This window comes from Kitasatospora sp. NPDC058162 (genome assembly GCF_042884005.1).
In the GTDB taxonomy this organism is placed as follows: domain Bacteria; phylum Actinomycetota; class Actinomycetes; order Streptomycetales; family Streptomycetaceae; genus Kitasatospora.
On record NZ_JBHVUS010000005.1, the window covers coordinates 333,431 to 349,137 of the forward strand.

The 15,707-nt window shown below is 70.7% G+C and carries 13 protein-coding genes; 9 read left to right on the plus strand and 4 right to left on the minus strand.

Annotated elements, in window-relative coordinates; genetic code table 11:
* Positions 1-109: 109 nt before the first annotated feature.
* From tuf to ACFVXG_RS13130, 6 genes are all read left to right on the plus strand, one after another.
* Positions 110-1,303: an elongation factor Tu gene (gene tuf, locus ACFVXG_RS13105; RefSeq protein ID WP_375882058.1), complete on the plus strand. Its 1,194-nt coding sequence runs from the start codon at positions 110-112 to the stop codon at positions 1,301-1,303.
* A 199-nt stretch (positions 1,304-1,502) separates the two neighbouring features.
* On the plus strand, positions 1,503-2,465 hold the full coding sequence (locus tag ACFVXG_RS13110) for a glycosyltransferase family 2 protein (RefSeq protein ID WP_387926992.1): 963 nt from the start codon (positions 1,503-1,505) through the stop codon (positions 2,463-2,465).
* Entirely contained in the window at positions 2,462-2,929 is a 468-nt protein-coding gene (locus ACFVXG_RS13115; protein WP_387926993.1) for a GtrA family protein, read from the plus strand. Before ACFVXG_RS13110 ends, ACFVXG_RS13115 begins: the two co-directional genes overlap by 4 nt.
* A 324-nt stretch (positions 2,930-3,253) precedes the next feature.
* A complete protein-coding gene (locus ACFVXG_RS13120) occupies positions 3,254-4,576 on the plus strand; it encodes a hypothetical protein (protein ID WP_387926994.1) in 1,323 nt (440 codons plus the stop codon).
* A gap of 100 nt (positions 4,577-4,676) precedes the next feature.
* Complete coding sequence (locus ACFVXG_RS13125) at positions 4,677-5,366, plus strand: glycosyltransferase family 2 protein (RefSeq protein WP_350503578.1); 690 nt, start codon at positions 4,677-4,679, stop codon at positions 5,364-5,366.
* A complete protein-coding gene (locus ACFVXG_RS13130) occupies positions 5,363-5,740 on the plus strand; it encodes a DUF2304 domain-containing protein (RefSeq protein ID WP_387926996.1) in 378 nt (125 codons plus the stop codon). Before ACFVXG_RS13125 ends, ACFVXG_RS13130 begins: the two co-directional genes overlap by 4 nt.
* A gap of 88 nt (positions 5,741-5,828) precedes the next feature.
* On the opposite strand, the gene ACFVXG_RS13135 is transcribed toward ACFVXG_RS13130, so the two are convergent.
* Genes ACFVXG_RS13135 through ACFVXG_RS13145 form a run of 3 tightly spaced genes read right to left on the minus strand, consistent with a single transcriptional unit; the run spans position 5,829 to position 7,786 of the window.
* Complete coding sequence (locus tag ACFVXG_RS13135; protein ID WP_387926998.1) at positions 5,829-6,263, minus strand: GtrA family protein; 435 nt, start codon at positions 6,261-6,263, stop codon at positions 5,829-5,831.
* A 1-nt stretch (position 6,264) separates the two neighbouring features.
* Positions 6,265-7,257 carry a decaprenyl-phosphate phosphoribosyltransferase gene (locus ACFVXG_RS13140; protein WP_387927000.1) on the minus strand — a complete coding sequence of 331 codons (993 nt, stop codon included), beginning with the start codon at positions 7,255-7,257 and terminating at the stop codon, positions 6,265-6,267.
* Entirely contained in the window at positions 7,250-7,786 is a 537-nt protein-coding gene (locus tag ACFVXG_RS13145) for a phosphatase PAP2 family protein (protein ID WP_387927002.1), read from the minus strand. Before ACFVXG_RS13145 ends, ACFVXG_RS13140 begins: the two co-directional genes overlap by 8 nt.
* Before the next feature lie 363 nt (positions 7,787-8,149).
* Between ACFVXG_RS13145 and ACFVXG_RS13150 the strand changes: the two genes are divergently transcribed.
* Entirely contained in the window at positions 8,150-10,129 is a 1,980-nt protein-coding gene (locus tag ACFVXG_RS13150) for a hypothetical protein (RefSeq protein WP_387927004.1), read from the plus strand.
* 79 nt (positions 10,130-10,208) lie between these two features.
* On the opposite strand, the gene ACFVXG_RS13155 is transcribed toward ACFVXG_RS13150, so the two are convergent.
* A complete protein-coding gene (locus tag ACFVXG_RS13155) occupies positions 10,209-12,026 on the minus strand; it encodes a hypothetical protein (protein WP_387927006.1) in 1,818 nt (605 codons plus the stop codon).
* Between the two features lie 341 nt (positions 12,027-12,367).
* On the opposite strand from ACFVXG_RS13155, the gene ACFVXG_RS13160 reads away from it, so the two are divergent.
* Complete coding sequence (locus tag ACFVXG_RS13160) at positions 12,368-13,261, plus strand: glycosyltransferase family 2 protein (protein WP_387927008.1); 894 nt, start codon at positions 12,368-12,370, stop codon at positions 13,259-13,261.
* 231 nt (positions 13,262-13,492) lie between these two features.
* Positions 13,493-15,397, plus strand: a complete 1,905-nt coding sequence (locus ACFVXG_RS13165) for a hypothetical protein (RefSeq protein WP_387927010.1) — start codon at positions 13,493-13,495, stop codon at positions 15,395-15,397.
* Positions 15,398-15,707: the final 310 nt, after the last annotated feature.

Below are 15,707 nucleotides of genomic sequence, written 5' to 3' on the forward strand. Positions count from 1 at the left end.
CCCCCCAACCACGGGGCGGCACGAGGTGCTTCGGGCACTCGGGCCGGGCCCGTATCAAAGACCAACTGACGTCAGCACGGCGTACAGGAACTGTCCTCAGGAGGACTCAGTGGCCAAGGCGAAGTTCGAGCGGACGAAGCCCCACGTCAACATCGGCACCATCGGTCACATCGACCACGGCAAGACCACGCTGACCGCGGCCATCACCAAGGTGCTGCACGACGCGTACCCGGAGATCAACCCCTTCACGCCGTTCGACCAGATCGACAAGGCCCCGGAGGAGCGTCAGCGCGGTATCACCATCTCGATCGCGCACGTCGAGTACCAGACCGAGGCGCGCCACTACGCCCACGTCGACTGCCCGGGTCACGCTGACTACATCAAGAACATGATCACCGGTGCCGCCCAGATGGACGGTGCCATCCTGGTGGTCGCCGCCACCGACGGCCCGATGCCGCAGACCAAGGAGCACGTCCTCCTGGCCCGCCAGGTCGGCGTTCCGTACATCGTCGTCGCCCTGAACAAGGCCGACATGGTGGACGACGAGGAGATCCTGGAGCTCGTCGAGCTCGAGGTCCGTGAGCTGCTCTCCGAGTACGAGTTCCCGGGCGACGACCTGCCGGTCGTCCGCGTCTCCGCGCTGAAGGCCCTCGAGGGCGACGCCGAGTGGGGCCAGAAGCTCCTCGGCCTCATGCACGCCGTCGACGAGAGCATCCCGACCCCGGCCCGCGCCGTGGACCAGCCGTTCCTGATGCCGATCGAGGACGTCTTCACGATCACCGGTCGTGGCACCGTCGTCACCGGTCGTATCGAGCGTGGCATCCTCAAGGTCAACGAGACTGTCGACATCATCGGCATCAAGGAGACCAAGACCACCACCACGGTCACCGGCATCGAGATGTTCCGCAAGCTGCTCGACGAGGGCCAGGCCGGTGAGAACGTCGGTCTGCTGCTCCGTGGCATCAAGCGCGAGGACGTCGAGCGCGGCCAGGTCATCATCAAGCCGGGTTCGGTTACCCCGCACACCGACTTCGAGGCCCAGTCCTACATCCTGTCGAAGGACGAGGGTGGCCGCCACACCCCGTTCTTCAACAACTACCGCCCGCAGTTCTACTTCCGTACCACGGACGTGACCGGCGTCGTGACCCTCCCCGAGGGCACCGAGATGGTCATGCCGGGCGACAACACCGCCATGACCGTCGCGCTGATCCAGCCGATCGCCATGGAGGAGGGCCTGAAGTTCGCCATCCGTGAGGGTGGCCGCACCGTCGGCGCCGGCCAGGTCACCAAGATCATCAAGTAATTGATGCTCTGACCTGCCTGCCTCGTACAGGCCAGTCCGAAGGGCCCCACGCACCTCGCGGTGCGTGGGGCCCTTCGGCGTCTTCGGTGTCTAACCCCGCGCTCACCTGGGCGCACTTCCTCTCACGGGCAGCTCATGGCCGACTGTTATGGTCGCCTCACCAGCCAGCCCCGCCGTCGCGGAAAGTGGGATCCAACGCATGTCTACGGCACCGCTGTTGTCGGTCGTGATGCCGATCTACAACGAGCAGGAGGCGCTCCCGCTGACCGTCGAGCGGCTGCGTCCGATCCTGGACGGGCTGGGGGTCGACTACGAGGTCGTCGGGGTGGACGACGGCAGCCGGGACGCCACGCCCGTGCTGATGCAGAAGATCCGGCAGGACTGGCCCGAGTTCCGCATCGTCCGCTTCTCCCGCAACTCCGGGCACCAGGCCGCGCTCACCGCGGGCATCCACCGGGCGCTCGGCGACTACGTGGTCAGCATCGACGCCGACCTCCAGGACCCGCCGGAGAAGATCCCGGAGATGCTCGACCTGGCCCGTCAGCAGGGCCTCGACGTGGTCTACGGGGTGCGCGGGGACCGCGCCACCGACACGGCCTTCAAGCGGCGCTCGGCGGGCGCGTACTACTGGCTGATGCGCCGGCTGGTCGGCAAGCGGATGCCCAACCAGGCCGGCGACTTCCGGCTGCTCAGCCGCGCCGCCGTGGACGCCCTCAAGCAGCTGCCCGAGCACCAGCCGGTCTACCGGCTGCTGGTGCCGTGGCTCGGCTTCCCCAGCGGCGAGGTGGTGTACGTCCGCGAGGAGCGGGTGGCCGGCGGCACCCACTACCCGCTGTCCAAGATGGTGCGGCTCGCGCTGGACAGCATCACCAACTTCTCCGCCGCCCCGCTGCGGCTGGCCACCTGCCTCGGCCTGGTCAGCTTCGTGGTCTGCATCGCCCTGGGGATCCACGCCACCGTCTCGTACGCGCTCGGGTCGACGGTGCCCGGCTGGTCCTCGCTGTTCATCGGGATGCTCTTCCTCGGCGGCGTGCAGCTGATCTGCGTCGGGCTGCTGGGCGAGTACGTGGGCCGGATCTACTCGGCGGTGCAGGCGCGGCCGACCTACTTCGTCGGCTACGACTCGGCCGAGGACGACGAGCAGCGGGGCCGGGGGCTGTGACGCTCACCGAGGAGCCCGCCGGGCCCGCCCCCGGGGCCCGCCGCCAGCTGCCGTCCTTCCTGGTCATCGGCGTCCTCAGCACCGTCTTCTACCTGGGGCTGTTCGTCGTCGCGCGGTGGTTCACCGACCCGCAGGCGGCCAACCTGATCGCCCTGGCCGTCAGCGCGGTGGCCAACACGGCGGCCAACCGGCGCTTCACCTTCGGGGTGGTCGGCTCGCAGGGGATGGTCCGCCACCAGCTGCAGGGCGCGGTGGCCTTCCTGATCGGGCTCGGCCTCAGCTCGGGGGTGCTCGCCCTGCTCGACCGGGTGGTGCCGGACGCCTCCCGGCCGGTGGAGGTCGGCGGGCTGGTGGTCGCCAACGGGCTGGCCACGGTGGCCCGGTTCGTCCTGCTGAAGGTCTGGGTCTTCCGCGGCGGATCCGCCGGGCCCGCCGGACCGTCCGGACCGCCCTCCGGCTCCTGAACCGCCGGCCGGACCGGCCGGACCGCCACCGGGTCCGGCCGTTCGCCGTCGGCCGTTTTGCACCCCTCGGCCACTTGGGGTAATGGGACGCTCGGTATGCTGGGGCGGAGCAGGGGGTGCCGGTCGCCGTACCGGGCGACCCGGACATGCTCTGGACGCAGCCCCGGGGCCGCACTGCCCCCGGGCCTGACGAGGAGTCCGCCGGGGGCCGACGCGCACCGGGCATTCACGGCCACCCGCTACTATTCACAGCAATCGCACGGCCCGGCCGGCCTCGTGCGGAGACGTGTGGCAAGGCCGGCCGGTGAATTCGGTGGTCATGTGATGAAGAACCCGATCGCCAAGCTGCTCGGGGTACTTCCCCCGGGGGCCCGGCTCGTGGTCGGTGGCACGGTGGTGCTCGGGGCTTCCGCGTACGTCTACATGGCGCTCGTGGGCTACAGCCTGAGCGCCGTCGGCAAGGCCAACGTGACGATGCTCTGGACCATCGTGATGTCCGTGGGGTGGGGGCTCTTCCAGCCCGTCGAGCTCGAACTGACCCGCCTGGTGGCCGCCCGCAAGGTCGCCGGACACGGCGCGCTGCCCGCGGTGCGGCGGATGCTGCTGCTCGCCATGGGGCTCCTGGTCGCGGTCTGCGCGGTGCTGGCGGTCGCCGCCCGCCCGGTCGCCGACCTGCTGTTCAGCGGCGACCGCGCCCTGGTGGTCGCGCTGGCCGGCGGCCTGGCCGGCCTCGCGGTCAGCTCGGTCGCCCGCGGTGCGCTGGCCGGCCTCGGGCTGTTCGGCCCGTACGGCACCCAGCTGGCGGTCGACGGCGGCCTGCGGATCGGCCTGGCCGCGCTGGCCGCGGCGGTCGGCCTGCACTCGGCGCTGGTCTTCGGCCTGATCCTCTTCGTCTCCCCGCTGGCCGCCTCGCTGATCGGCCTGCGCGACACCCTCGCCGAGCGCACCCCCGGCCCGGAGGTGTCCTGGAAGCAGCTGACCAGTGGCCTCGGCCTGCTGATCGCCTCGGTGATGCTCAGCCAGCTGGTCGTCAACGCGACGGTGGTCTGCGTCCGCCTGCTCTCGCCGAAGCACTCCGAGGCCTCCGACGCGCTGGTCTTCGCGATCGGCCAGGCGGTGGTGATGGCCCGTGCCCCGCTGTTCGCCTACAGCGCGCTCCAGGCCTCGATGGTCTCCGCGCTCTCCGGCGCCGCCGCGGCCGGCGACCACGCCGAGTTCCGCAAGGTGCTGACCCGCACCACCGCGATCGTGGCCGCGATGTGCATCGGCGGCGGGCTGCCGGTGATCGTGCTCGGCTCCAAGCTCAACCCGCTGCTCTTCAACGCCAAGGACGTCCTCGGCCCGCTGGACTTCGTCTGGTTGGTCTTCGGGACGCTCTGCTACGTCCTCGCGACGGTGTTCGGTCAGGCGCTGATGTCGAGCGCCCAGCACCGCCGCCAGCTGGTCGGTTGGACCGCCGGTTCCGTAGCATTGGTGGCTGTCGCGCTCGCTCCGGGTGCCGTCGGCCTCCGCGCGGAGTTCGCGTACCTGGCGGGCTCACTGGTCAGTGCCGTACTGATGCTGTGGTCGCTGTACCGCGCCTTCCCCTCCCGGCCCGCAGCAGCACCCGCCGACCGGACCGCGGCAGAGCCGCTGCGGACCTCCTGAGGCGGGGGACCGGACCGTGATCGGCCGTCGCCCATGATCATCACCGACAGACAGACCCGAGGCACGGGACGCCGTGCCGTTCGCCAAGCATGGAGCACCTGTGTCCGAGTATGACAACGTCTGGCTGGTGATCCCGGCCTACAACGAAGGCCAGGTGATCGCCGAGGTCGTGGAGGGGGCTCGCAAGACCTTCCCGAACATCGTGGTGATCGACGACGGCTGCACCGACGACACCGCCAAGCACGTCATGACGACCGGCGCGCACCTGGTGCGCCACCCGGTCAACCTGGGGCAGGGCGCCGCGCTGCAGACCGGCCTGAAGTACGCCCTGGCCCAGGACGGCGCCGAGTACTTCGCGACCTTCGACGCGGACGGCCAGCACCAGACCGCCGACGTCGAGAAGATGGTGGCGCTGCTGCGCGAGGGCGAGGCCGACATCGTGCTCGGCTCCCGCTTCATCGAGCAGACCGGCCAGGTGCCGTGGATCAAGCGGGTGGTGCTCCGCACCGCCGCCGCGGTCAGCCCGACGGCCCGCAAGCTGAAGCTCACCGACGCGCACAACGGTCTGCGCGTGATGAACCGCGAGGCGGCCAGCCGGATCAAGATCACCATGAACGGCATGGCGCACGCTTCGGAGATCGTCTCCTTCCTCGCCGGCTCGGACCTGCGGGTCGCCGAGCTGCCGGTGGACATCCTCTACACCGACTACTCGCGCGCCAAGGGCCAGTCCCTGATCAACGGCGTGAACATCCTCTTCGACATCTCGCTGCGGGAGCGTAACCGCCGATGAATCACCTCTGGATCCAGCTGATCCTGGTCGTGGCCGCGGTGGCCATGGCCCTCCTGTTCGTCCGGCGCTGGGACGCCGCGAACACCCGGGCGTGGAAGCGGATCGCCTTCTCGCTGTTCGTGATCGTCAACGTCGTCGCCATCCTGTGGCCGGCCGGCGTGACCAAGCTGGCCACCGCCCTCGGCGTCGGCCGCGGCACCGACCTGGTGCTCTACCTGATGGTGATCGCGATGGGCTTCCTCACCCTCAACACCTACCTGCGCTTCCGCTCGCTGGAGAAGAAGCTCACGGACCTGGCCCGCACCGTGGCCATCACCGAGGGCATCCGGCACAACAACGACCGCCTGGACGCCCCGGTCGGCTCCGAGAACTGACCGGGCGGCCCCGCAGGGCGGGGAGCGCGTACGAGGAAGGGCCGCACCCGTCGGGTGCGGCCCTTCCTCGTACGGTCGGACGGATCGGTCAGGCGCGGGCCTCGCGGAACACCAGGGTCCTGGTGCCCCAGAACCGCAGGGCGGTGGCCAGGGCCATGCCGATCACGCTGCTGGAGACCAGGTCCGCGGTGGGGCTGGTCAGCTTGAGCAGGTAGTGCGAGAAGCCGAGGCAGCCGAGCTGGACCAGCGCGCCCACCAGGTTGACCACGAGGAACAGTGCGGTCTCCCGGCCGGTCCCGCCGGTCGGCGCGCCGGCCCGGCGCTCCCGGAACGTCCAGTACTTGTTCCCGACGAACGCGACCGCGGTCGAGGCGCTCAGCGAGACCACCTTGCCGAGGACCGGGCCGAGCGGGTCGCGGAGCAGGACGAACAGGACGACGTCGGTGGCGTAGCCGAGCCCGCCGATGACCCCGAACTTCAGCAGCTCCGGCAGTGCGGAACGGAGCTGTTCACGGCCGGCCATGTCAGACGGTACCCAGGACGGAGAAGCCGTACAGCCCGGCCCAGATGGCGCCGAGCAGCAGCAGCGGACGGTCCTTCAGCACCACGTTCTCCGGGGCCTCGGCGGCGCCGCGGTCGGCGAAGATCGCGTACCGCAGGATGGCGAAGACGAACGGGAGCACGGTGATCTGGCGCAGCGCGGTGTCGGCGTTGCCGGTGTGGTCGGAGGACCAGAGGCAGTAGCTGAGCACGGTGACGGCGGCCGAGGCCTGCCAGACGAAGCGCAGGTAGCTGTCGCTGTACTCGGCGAGGACCTTGCGCGAGCTGCCGACCTTGTCGCCCATGTTGACGAGCTCGGAGTAGCGCTTGGCCGCGACCATGAAGAGCGCGGCGAACCCGGTGGTGATCAGGAACCACTGGGAGAGCTGGATCCCGGCGGCGAGGCCGCCGATCATGGCGCGGATCAGGAAGCCGGAGGTGACGAAGGCGAGGTCGACCACCAGGATGTGCTTGAGCCCGGTGCAGTACAGGAACTGCATCACCAGGTAGCAGCCGAGCGCGATGGCGGTCGGGGTGTTGCAGAGCAGCAGGGCGCCGGTGATGGCGCCGCCGCCGAGGAGCGCGGCGCACAGGTAGGCGACCGGCAGCGGCACGATGCCGGCGGCGATCGGGCGGTTGCGCTTGGTCGGGTGGGCGCGGTCCGCCTCGACGTCCATGGCGTCGTTGAGGAAGTAGATCGCCGATGCCGCCGCGCAGAAGAGCACGAAGACGATGCCGACCTGGCGCAGCACGTGGCTGTGGGTGAGCATGCCCGCCGCGCCGGGGGCGGCGAGGACGAGCACGTTCTTGACCCACTGGCGGGGCCGGGCGTTGCGGATCAGGCCGCCGGGGAGCGCCTTGAGCCGGAACGGGCGGACGGCGGGCGCGGTGTCGGCCTCGACCGCGGCGCGGACCTCCTGCGCTGCGGTTATGTCCGGCGCGGTCGCGGTCGGGGAATCCAGGGTCGCCTCAGACATCGGCCTGGTGTCCCTTGGTGATCCAGGACCGGCCGGCCGCGGCGACGGCGGCGCCGAGCGCGGCGCCCCCGACCACGTCGGACATGTAGTGGACACCGACGACCAGGCGGGAGAAGCACACCGCGCCGGCGACCGGGGCGATGGTCGCCGCGGGCAGCAGCGGCGCGAAGGCGACCACCGCGGCGGCGGAGGAGGTGGCGTGCGAGCTCGGGAAGCTGTGCTTCCCGGCGGTCTTCACGAGCGGCTCCATGCCCGGGCCGTTCGGCCGGGGGCGGCGCACGACGCGCTTGACGGCCATGCTGGCGGCGTGGGCGCCGGCCACCGCGGCGGTGGCCCGCAGCCAGCTGCCGCGGCGCTCGCTGTCGACGATCGCACCGGCGACACCGAGCGCGAGCCAGCCTGCGGCGTGCTCGCCGGTCCAGGACAGGGCCTTGCTGACGTCAACCGAACGCTTGTCGCCGAACCGCTCACGGACCGATCGGTGGACCTGGTTGTCCACCCGTTGCAACGCCCGGAGAATCTGGGCCATTCTGGTTGTCCTCTGACGAAGAAGCGGGAAAGCGCGCCTCCTGGTGCGGGGGACTCGGGCGTCACCTCGGTACCGCAGAAACCTCGGCACCACTGACCCCTGGCAGCCCTGGGAGCCCCCCGGCGACACGCGTGCACGGCAAGGATACAGACCGGCTCGAACGCCCTTCGAGCACCCCCCGCACCCCTCTTATGCCTCTCCTACGCAGGGGACGAGCGGTGACTATTCGGACAATTTACCTCCGGTTGGGTAATCGATTAAGCGTTTGGATGCCTCTGGTACCGTCGCCCAGGTCACTGTCAAGCGCCGCATGAGGCCGCATTGTGGATGGGTTGAGGATCTCTCGTGGGCGTACTGGGGCTGTTGACAGCTCTCTTGGCGACGGCCGTCGGCACGGCGCATGTGATCGGAGCGATCGGTCCGTGGCGCGCCGCTGAGGCCGTCTCGGGCTGGATCATGGCGTCGGTGGCCCAGTTGATCGGGCTGGCCCTGCTGATCGGCGTTCCGGTGCACGGCCTCAAGCCGGTTCCGATGCTCGCCGCGGCCGTCCTGGTCGGTGCGGCCGAGGTGGTCGTGGTGCGCACCCGGCCCGCCCTGCTGATCCGCCACCGCGAGACGGTCTCCGGCGTCCTGCGCGCGGTCCGCCGCTGCGGGTCGATCTGGCGCAACCCGGCCGTGGTCGTGCTGGCGCTGCTGGTGCTGGCGGTGTACGGCTGGCGGATCGCGCTCGGCTCGTTCGTGCTGCCCAGCGAGTGGGACGGCATGTGGTACCACCTGGTCGGCCCGGCGCAGTGGATCCAGGAGGGCCGGATCGGCCACACCCCGGCCGCGTTCTGGTCGGACGTCTACCCGCAGGGCCAGGAGGTCCTCGGGGCCTGGGCCGGCGTCTTCACCCACACCCTGCGCTGGTCCTGGGCCGCGGGGCTGCCCTTCTTCCTGCTCGGCTTCACCGCCGCGGTCGGCCTGGCGGTGCGGTTCGGCGCCCGCCGGGACCACGCGCTGCTGGCCGGCCTCGGCTTCCTGACCATCCCCGCCGTCATCGCCCAGTCCTCGACCTCCTACGTCGACGTGGGCGCGGCGACCACCGCGGCGGCCGCGTTCCAGTTCGTGCTGGCCCTGCCGAACGGCCGGGGCGCCGTCGAAGGGCGGCTCAACCACCTGTGGCTGGCCGGCCTCGCGCTGGCCCTCGGCACCAGCGTCAAGGCCTCCAACCTGCTGACCATGGCCTGCGTCGTCGCGGTGGGCATCGGCCAGGTCGTGGTGACCTTCCTCGCGGACCGCCGCGCGGCCGCCGCCACCGCCGACGGCGGCTCCGCCGTGACCCTGCGGCACGGGGTGGGCCGGCTGGTCGTCCTCGGCACGGCCATGGTGCTGCCCTCGGTGCTGCTGTCCTCGTACTGGTACATCCGGACCTGGATCAAGTACGACAACCCCTTCTACCCGTTCACGATGTTCGGGTTCACCGGCAAGGGGACCGTCCAGGACCTGATCATGGTCAACAACACCCCCGGCGTGATCAAGTCCGCCGGCGGCGTCCCGGCGCAGCTCTGGGAGTCCTGGACCACCCCGGTCGCCAACCCCTTCTCCTACGACCAGCGGCTGGGCGGCCTGGGCACCGGGTGGCTCTGGGTGCTGTTGCCCGGCGTGCTGCTGGGCCTGGTCGTCTTCGTGGTGCGCCGCCAGTGGGCGCCGCTGCTGGGCCTGCTGCTGCCGATGCTGGTGATGGCCGCCGCCAGCCCCGGCCCGTGGTGGGCGCGCTACACCGTCTACCTGCCGATCCTCGGCGGCGTCTTCCTCGCGGTGTTCCTGACCTGGGTCACCGGGACGAGCGAGCGGCCGGCCGGAGCGGCCGGGTACGCCCGTTGGGCGGTCGCGGTGGCCGTCGGGTTCGCCCTGGTGGGGACCACCGGCAACTCGATGTGGCGGACCAGCGAGCCCACCTTCGTGCAGGCCTCGGACTGGCACCACTACACGGTGAACGAGGCCGTCGACCTGATGCGCAACACCCGCACCCAGCAGGACACGGTCTGGCCGTGGTTCACCTTCCCCAGCGCGCGCAAGCTGCCCAAGGGCTCGGTCATCGCGCTCTCGGACACCGGGCCGGACATCCGGCTGCCGCTGATGGGCATGAAGATGGAGCGCAAGCTCGTCCAGGTCCAGGGCGACAACGACCTCAAGACCTTCGAGGCCTCCCTGCACCGCGCGGGTGCCCAGTACCTGGCGCTCGACCCGTCCGGCTGGCGGGACAAGCAGCTGGTCGACCGGGTCGAGACCGCCCCGACCCGGTTCCGGCTGGTCAGCGGGAACGACCCGGTCCGGATCTACGCCCTCGACGGCCGCTGATCCGACCCGTACACCACGAAGCCCCTCCCGCGTCCGACCCGCGGGAGGGGCTTCGTCGTACCGGGGGACCGGGCCGTGGTCAGCCGCGGACCAGGGCGGCCATCGCGGCGGTGAGCCGACCGGAGGCGGAGCCGGCCTTCGGGTACGGGTTGTAGTCCGAGCAGGGCGACTTCAGCGGCTGCTGCTGCAGCTGCTGGGCCTGCTCGACGGCCCGCTGCTCGAGGTAGGTCGCGACCTCGTCCGGCGTCGCCGACTTCCGGCAGGCGTCGGCCGTGGTGTACGGCGAGCAGTTGCCCGACGGCGAGCGCAGGGTCTGCGCCGCCCAGGCGAAGTTGCCGTAGCCGGCCCGCAGCTTCGGGTCCTGCGGCATGTAGGTGCTCGCGGTGGAGGAGGCGGCCATGCCGAACAGCAGCCCGAGGGCGCAGAACGCGCCCACCACGGCGCCGCGCGGGGTGCGGACGGCGGCCATCGGGCCGGGGGCGCGCTCGGTCTTGAGCCGCCGGCTGCGGTAGCGCTCCGCGCCGAGGAAGAGCGCGAGGCCGGTGAGCACGATGAAGCAGTACAGCAGCTGGGCGTTGGTGCGCGGGTAGAGCATGATCGCCTGGTTCTGGAACATGTGCGACGCGTACCAGTAGCGCATCAGGAAGGCGCTCGCCGCCGCCGCGGCCACCGCCAGCACGACGGAGTTGCGCGGCCCGAGCGCGAGCGCCGCGCCGGCCCCGGCGAGCAGCAGCAGCACGAACAGGCCGACACCGCCGATCTCGCCCGGCAGCGGCCAGCTGCTGTACGCCAGCGCGCCGGGCACGTCGCTGCCCGACATCGCGAAGTAGGTGGGCTCGGTGTAGACGTCGAAGTAGCAGTACCGGTCGACGGCCGCCCCGGCCGCGGTGAGCAGCTGGTACAGGTAGCTGCCGGAGACCAGCAGGAACGTTCCAGCGGTGGAACCCAGCAGCAGCCCGGCGACGCCCAGGGCGCGCAAGCCGTGCACCCGCTGCAGCCGGACCAGCAGGACCAGGGCGAGCACGACGAGCCCCGCGGCGGACCAGACGAACCAGCCGGAGTAGAGCAGGAACAGCACCCCGAGGGTGCCGCCGACGGCCGCGCCGAGCAGCACGGCCTCGCGCCGGCGCAGCAGTTGGGCGCGCTGGATCAGCTGGATCAGCTTGGCCAGCACGGGGAGCAGGCCGACCAGGACCATCGAGGTGTACGGCTTGTACGGGTCCAGCAGCGGCAGCGCGGCGGTGACGCCGATCCCGAGCGCCCACAGCGGGGGCAGCAGCAGCCGCCACGCGAGGTAGGCGGTGGGGCCGAGCAGCGCGGTGAACACCAGGTCGAGCAGCTTGAGCGCGTGGCCCGGGTCGCCGTCGGTGACGAAGCGGGTGGTCAGGCTCAGCAGGTGGGGGAAGAGCGGGGGGTAGGTCTGGTCGACCGAGCCGCCGTGGAGCAGTTGGTAGGCCCAGTTCTGCAGGGTCGCCGAGTCGCCGTTCTGGCCGTTCAGCGGCCAGCTGGTGCCCTTCAGCGCGACCGAGATGCCCGCCGCGGTAATTCCGGTGGCCAGTCCGGAGATTGCGGCCGCGCCGAGTTGCACCGGGAGCAGATTCCAGCGGCGCATTGTCGGAATGACCACGGCGAGCGTCGCCCCGAGCATCAGCAGCAGAAAGAGCTGGAGCGAGGCGAGCCCGCTCACCTGGCCCATCCGCAGCATGGGGTTCACGTTCACGTAACGCGCGAGCCACGTCGCGAACAGGGCCGCTGCGACCCCCGTCGCGCCCTCGGCGATCAGCCACCACCGCGATTCCGGGCGGCCGGCGGAAGGCCGCGGGGAGGTGGCGGAATCAGGTGGAGTGGCGCGCGGCCGGCCCGTCTCTTCGAGCTCGTCGAGTGCGCTGATGGTCATTCGGGAGCCCTTCGAAACCCGGTGGGGGCCCGGTGCCCCGGAGGGGACTTTAACAGGAGCGGTAAATCGCCCCCGGATGTGTACGGAATGCCGGGAATCCGCCGACAAAGCGGACACTCGCCGCGCCGATCGGCGATTCCGGATGAAGCGGGGAAATCCGCGATTCCGGCGGGGCCGGTGAACCGGGGGGTCCCCGGACCGTTCCGCCGGGGGGTGGTGCGGTGCTCCGGAGCGGCACCGCGGGGTGATCACCGGCCGGAAGCTGGTTGACTGGACCCGCCCGACGGCCGCGGCCGGGCGGCACCGAAGTGTGATCCAGGACCAGGAGGTGCGGCGCCGTCATGAGCGTCGATTTCGTCATCCCGTACTACGGCGACCCGGAGTACCTGTTCGCCACCATCGACAGCATCCGGGCCCAGCACCAGCAGGACTGGCGGCTGACCGTGGTGGACGACCAGTACCCGGGCAACCGGGCGCTGGAGTACATCGAGGGCCTGAACGACGACCGGATCCGCTACGTCCGCAACGAGGAGCGGCTGGGCCCCAACGGCAACACCTACAAGGCGTCGACCCTGGCCGAGCGCGAGTTCGTCTCGATGATGGGCGCCGACGACCTGCTGGAGCCCGACTACCTGGACGTCGTCCTGGAGCGGATGAAGGCCGACCCGAAGGCGATCGCGGTCCAGCCGGGCGTGAAGGTGATGGACAGCGACGGGACCCTGGTGCCGTCGCTCGGCATCGGCGACAAGGTCAAGCGCCGGATCGCCGCCCCGGCCCGCAAGGCCGGTCTGATCAGCGGCGAGGACGCGGTGAAGAGCCTGCTGTCCGGGAACTGGCTGTACACCCCGTCGCTCCTCTACCGGCAGTCCGCGCTGTCGAAGATCCCGTACCGCCCGGACATCGACGCCGTGCACGACCTGGCGTTCATGGTCGACATGCTGATGGAGGGCGGCAACCTGCTGGTCGACGAGCGCGAGGTGTTCCGCTACCGCCGCCACCAGGCCAGTGACTCCTCGAACCGGGTCAAGGACGGCAAGCGCTTCGACGAGGAGTTGAAGTACTACGCGCTGATCGCCAAGGAACTGCGCGCCAAGGGCTGGAACGCCGCGGCCCGCTCGGCCGACCTGCACCTGTCGTCCCGGCTGCACGCGCTGATGGTGGCCGCCGGGCGCCTCGGCGCGGGTGACTTCGCGCACGCCGGTGCCATGGTCGGTCGCGCCGTCCGCAGCAGCTGACCCACCGCGGCCGGCGGGCCGGGGCTGAACGCCCGCCCGCCGGCCCCGCGTTGTCCAGGACGACGGGCGAGGGGCGGGCGGACGTGGAGAGGCGGTTGCCCAGGGCGTTCGGACGTGCACGATTCACCGAATGATCACGGTGGCTCCACATCGGGCCGCATGGCAGACTTCCCGTGCGATCCAACGACTGGGGGTGCGTGTGGGCGACTCGCGGGCACCTGTGAGAAAGACATGACAAGTGCTGGTTCCAACAACGAGGGAAGTGTCCCGGTGCAGCCGCTGATCGATTCTGCCCATGCGACCGACGGGCAGACATTGAAGGAGGGCGGCGACGGGAACGAGACCGGGGCCGCCGAGCAGAAGGCCCCTCCGGCCGCGCTTCTCCGACTGAGGGCCCTGGCCGCCCACCGCTGGTTCTGGCCGACGGCCGTCCTGCTCGGTTACCTCGCGCAGACGGCGTTCCGGCTGTCGCTGTCGATCCACAACTACTACCCCTCGGTGCACGCGGACGAGGACGGCTACCTCGCGATCGCGCGGGTGCTGGCCGGCCGGCCCGCCAGCGAGATGCCCACCGGTGTGATCATCCCCGGTGGCTACCCGCTGCTGATCTCACCGGCGCTGCGGATCGCCGACAACCCCGCGACCGCGTACCACCTGATCATGGGCATCAACGCGGTGCTCAACGCGCTGGTCTTCCCGCTGGCCTTCGTGGCCGCGCGCCGCCTGGGCCTGGCCCGGCCGCACGCCTTCCTGGCGGGGACCGCCGTCGCGCTGGTGCCGCCGGTGATCTTCTACTCCCAGTTCGTCATGACGGACGCCGTCCTCCCGGTGCTCCTGCTGGTCTGGCTGATCGGGATGCACGGCTGGCTCTCGCCCGGATCGCTGCGCCGGCGCTCGCTGCACGCGGTGGCGATGAGCCTGGCGGCCGGCTACTCGATGGCCACCCACGACCGCGGCGGCGTGGTCGTCGCGCTGACCGCGCTGGTCCTGCTCGTGGTGCTGGCCTTCGGCTGGGCCCCGCGGCTCTCCTCGGCGGCCGGGATCGGCGCGCTCGGGGTGGCCTTCCTCGGCGTCAAGCTGCTGGCCTCCTACGTCACCAGCCAGTTCAAGGACGTGCCGGGGGCCGGGGTCGGCAACAAGGTCTTCGACAACCTGGAGACCCGCAAGCTCCTCGGCACGATCATCGTCCGGACCTTCGGCGAGCTCTGGTACTTCATGATCTCCACCTACGGCCTCGGGGCGATCGCCTTCGTGCTGTGCGTGGTGGCCGTGTTCCAGCGCCGGTTCCCGGTGGCCGAGCGGGTGGTGGCCTTCTGCATGGTCGCCATGCTGTGCGGCACCGCGCTGGCCTCCGCCGCCGGCCTCGCGGACGACAACCGCGTCGACAACTGGGTGTACGCCCGCTACTGCGCCGTGCTGGTGCCGGTGTTCCTGGTGGCCGGCCTGGCCGTGCTGTTCCGGGCGGGGACGCGTTCGGTGCTGCGGCTGGCCGGGATCGGCGCGGTGGTCCTGGTGGTCGCCGGGCTGTCGGTCACCGAGTACGCGGGTTCCAAGCTCAACGTCTGGATCATCCCGTGGGCCGTGCCGGACGCCCAGTTCCTCGCCTCGACCTGGGACGGCCTGCACATGGGCCGCACGACGCTCGGCGCGCTCGCCGTGCTGGCCGCCTGCCTGCTGCTGCGGGTGGCCGGCGGGCGCCGGGTGGTCGCGGCCGTCGTGGGCTGCCTGACGATCTTCGCCGCCTTCGCCACGGTCGCCGTCACCGACAACGTCGCCGAGCCGCACTCCAAGACCCGCAAGTACGAGTCCGTCGGCCTGGCCAAGGAGGCCGGCATCGGCAAGGACGACAGCGTGATCCTGGACTGGGACCTCCCCTGGGGCACCCGGATGTCGCTGGCCTTCGAGGTCTACGGCGGCCGGGTCTGGACCAGCAACGTCAAGCACGGCAACACCCCGCCGGAGCAGGCCACCGCCATGCTGCTGACCTACCCCAAGCCCAAGGAAGACGCCGCCAAGGACGCCAAGGGCAAGGAAGCCGAGCCGAAGCCGGAGTCCAGCTGGGAGAAGCCGCTCCCGGGCTGGCACGTCGCGAAGTACAACGCGGAGCGCGGCTGGGTGCTCTGGCGCAAGGGCTGAGCAGCGCTTCCACCCCATCGGGGCCGGTGAGGTACGCCTCACCGGCCCCGATTGGCATCCGGGCTGCTCCATGTGGCAGTATGTCCAAGTTGCTCGGTTGAGTGCCGATGCTGCGCGCCTCCCGCCGGGAGGACTGGAAGCGAGTCCCATGTACTCGTCGTTCCCGTGATGGCCGTCAAGCGTGAGTTCTACGCCACGGCAGCTGCGGGGCGAAAGTACGGGAATCTTCCGGGAAGCGTGTGCGGGGCCTCATCCCGGCTTTCCCCACTCCGAAAGTTTGAAACCGACGAAGTACTTCGCCGGTTTTTTG

Coding starts and splice junctions, on each gene's coding strand:
- ACFVXG_RS13155 (WP_387927006.1), bottom strand. CDS start 12,026: ATGACCATCAGCGCACTCGACGAGCTCGAAGAGACGGGCCGGCCGCGC.
- ACFVXG_RS13135 (WP_387926998.1), bottom strand. CDS start 6,263: ATGGCCGGCCGTGAACAGCTCCGTTCCGCACTGCCGGAGCTGCTGAAG.
- ACFVXG_RS13140 (WP_387927000.1), bottom strand. CDS start 7,257: ATGTCTGAGGCGACCCTGGATTCCCCGACCGCGACCGCGCCGGACATA.
- ACFVXG_RS13160 (WP_387927008.1), top strand. CDS start 12,368: ATGAGCGTCGATTTCGTCATCCCGTACTACGGCGACCCGGAGTACCTG.
- ACFVXG_RS13165 (WP_387927010.1), top strand. CDS start 13,493: ATGACAAGTGCTGGTTCCAACAACGAGGGAAGTGTCCCGGTGCAGCCG.
- ACFVXG_RS13130 (WP_387926996.1), top strand. CDS start 5,363: ATGAATCACCTCTGGATCCAGCTGATCCTGGTCGTGGCCGCGGTGGCC.
- ACFVXG_RS13120 (WP_387926994.1), top strand. CDS start 3,254: ATGAAGAACCCGATCGCCAAGCTGCTCGGGGTACTTCCCCCGGGGGCC.
- ACFVXG_RS13145 (WP_387927002.1), bottom strand. CDS start 7,786: ATGGCCCAGATTCTCCGGGCGTTGCAACGGGTGGACAACCAGGTCCAC.
- ACFVXG_RS13110 (WP_387926992.1), top strand. CDS start 1,503: ATGTCTACGGCACCGCTGTTGTCGGTCGTGATGCCGATCTACAACGAG.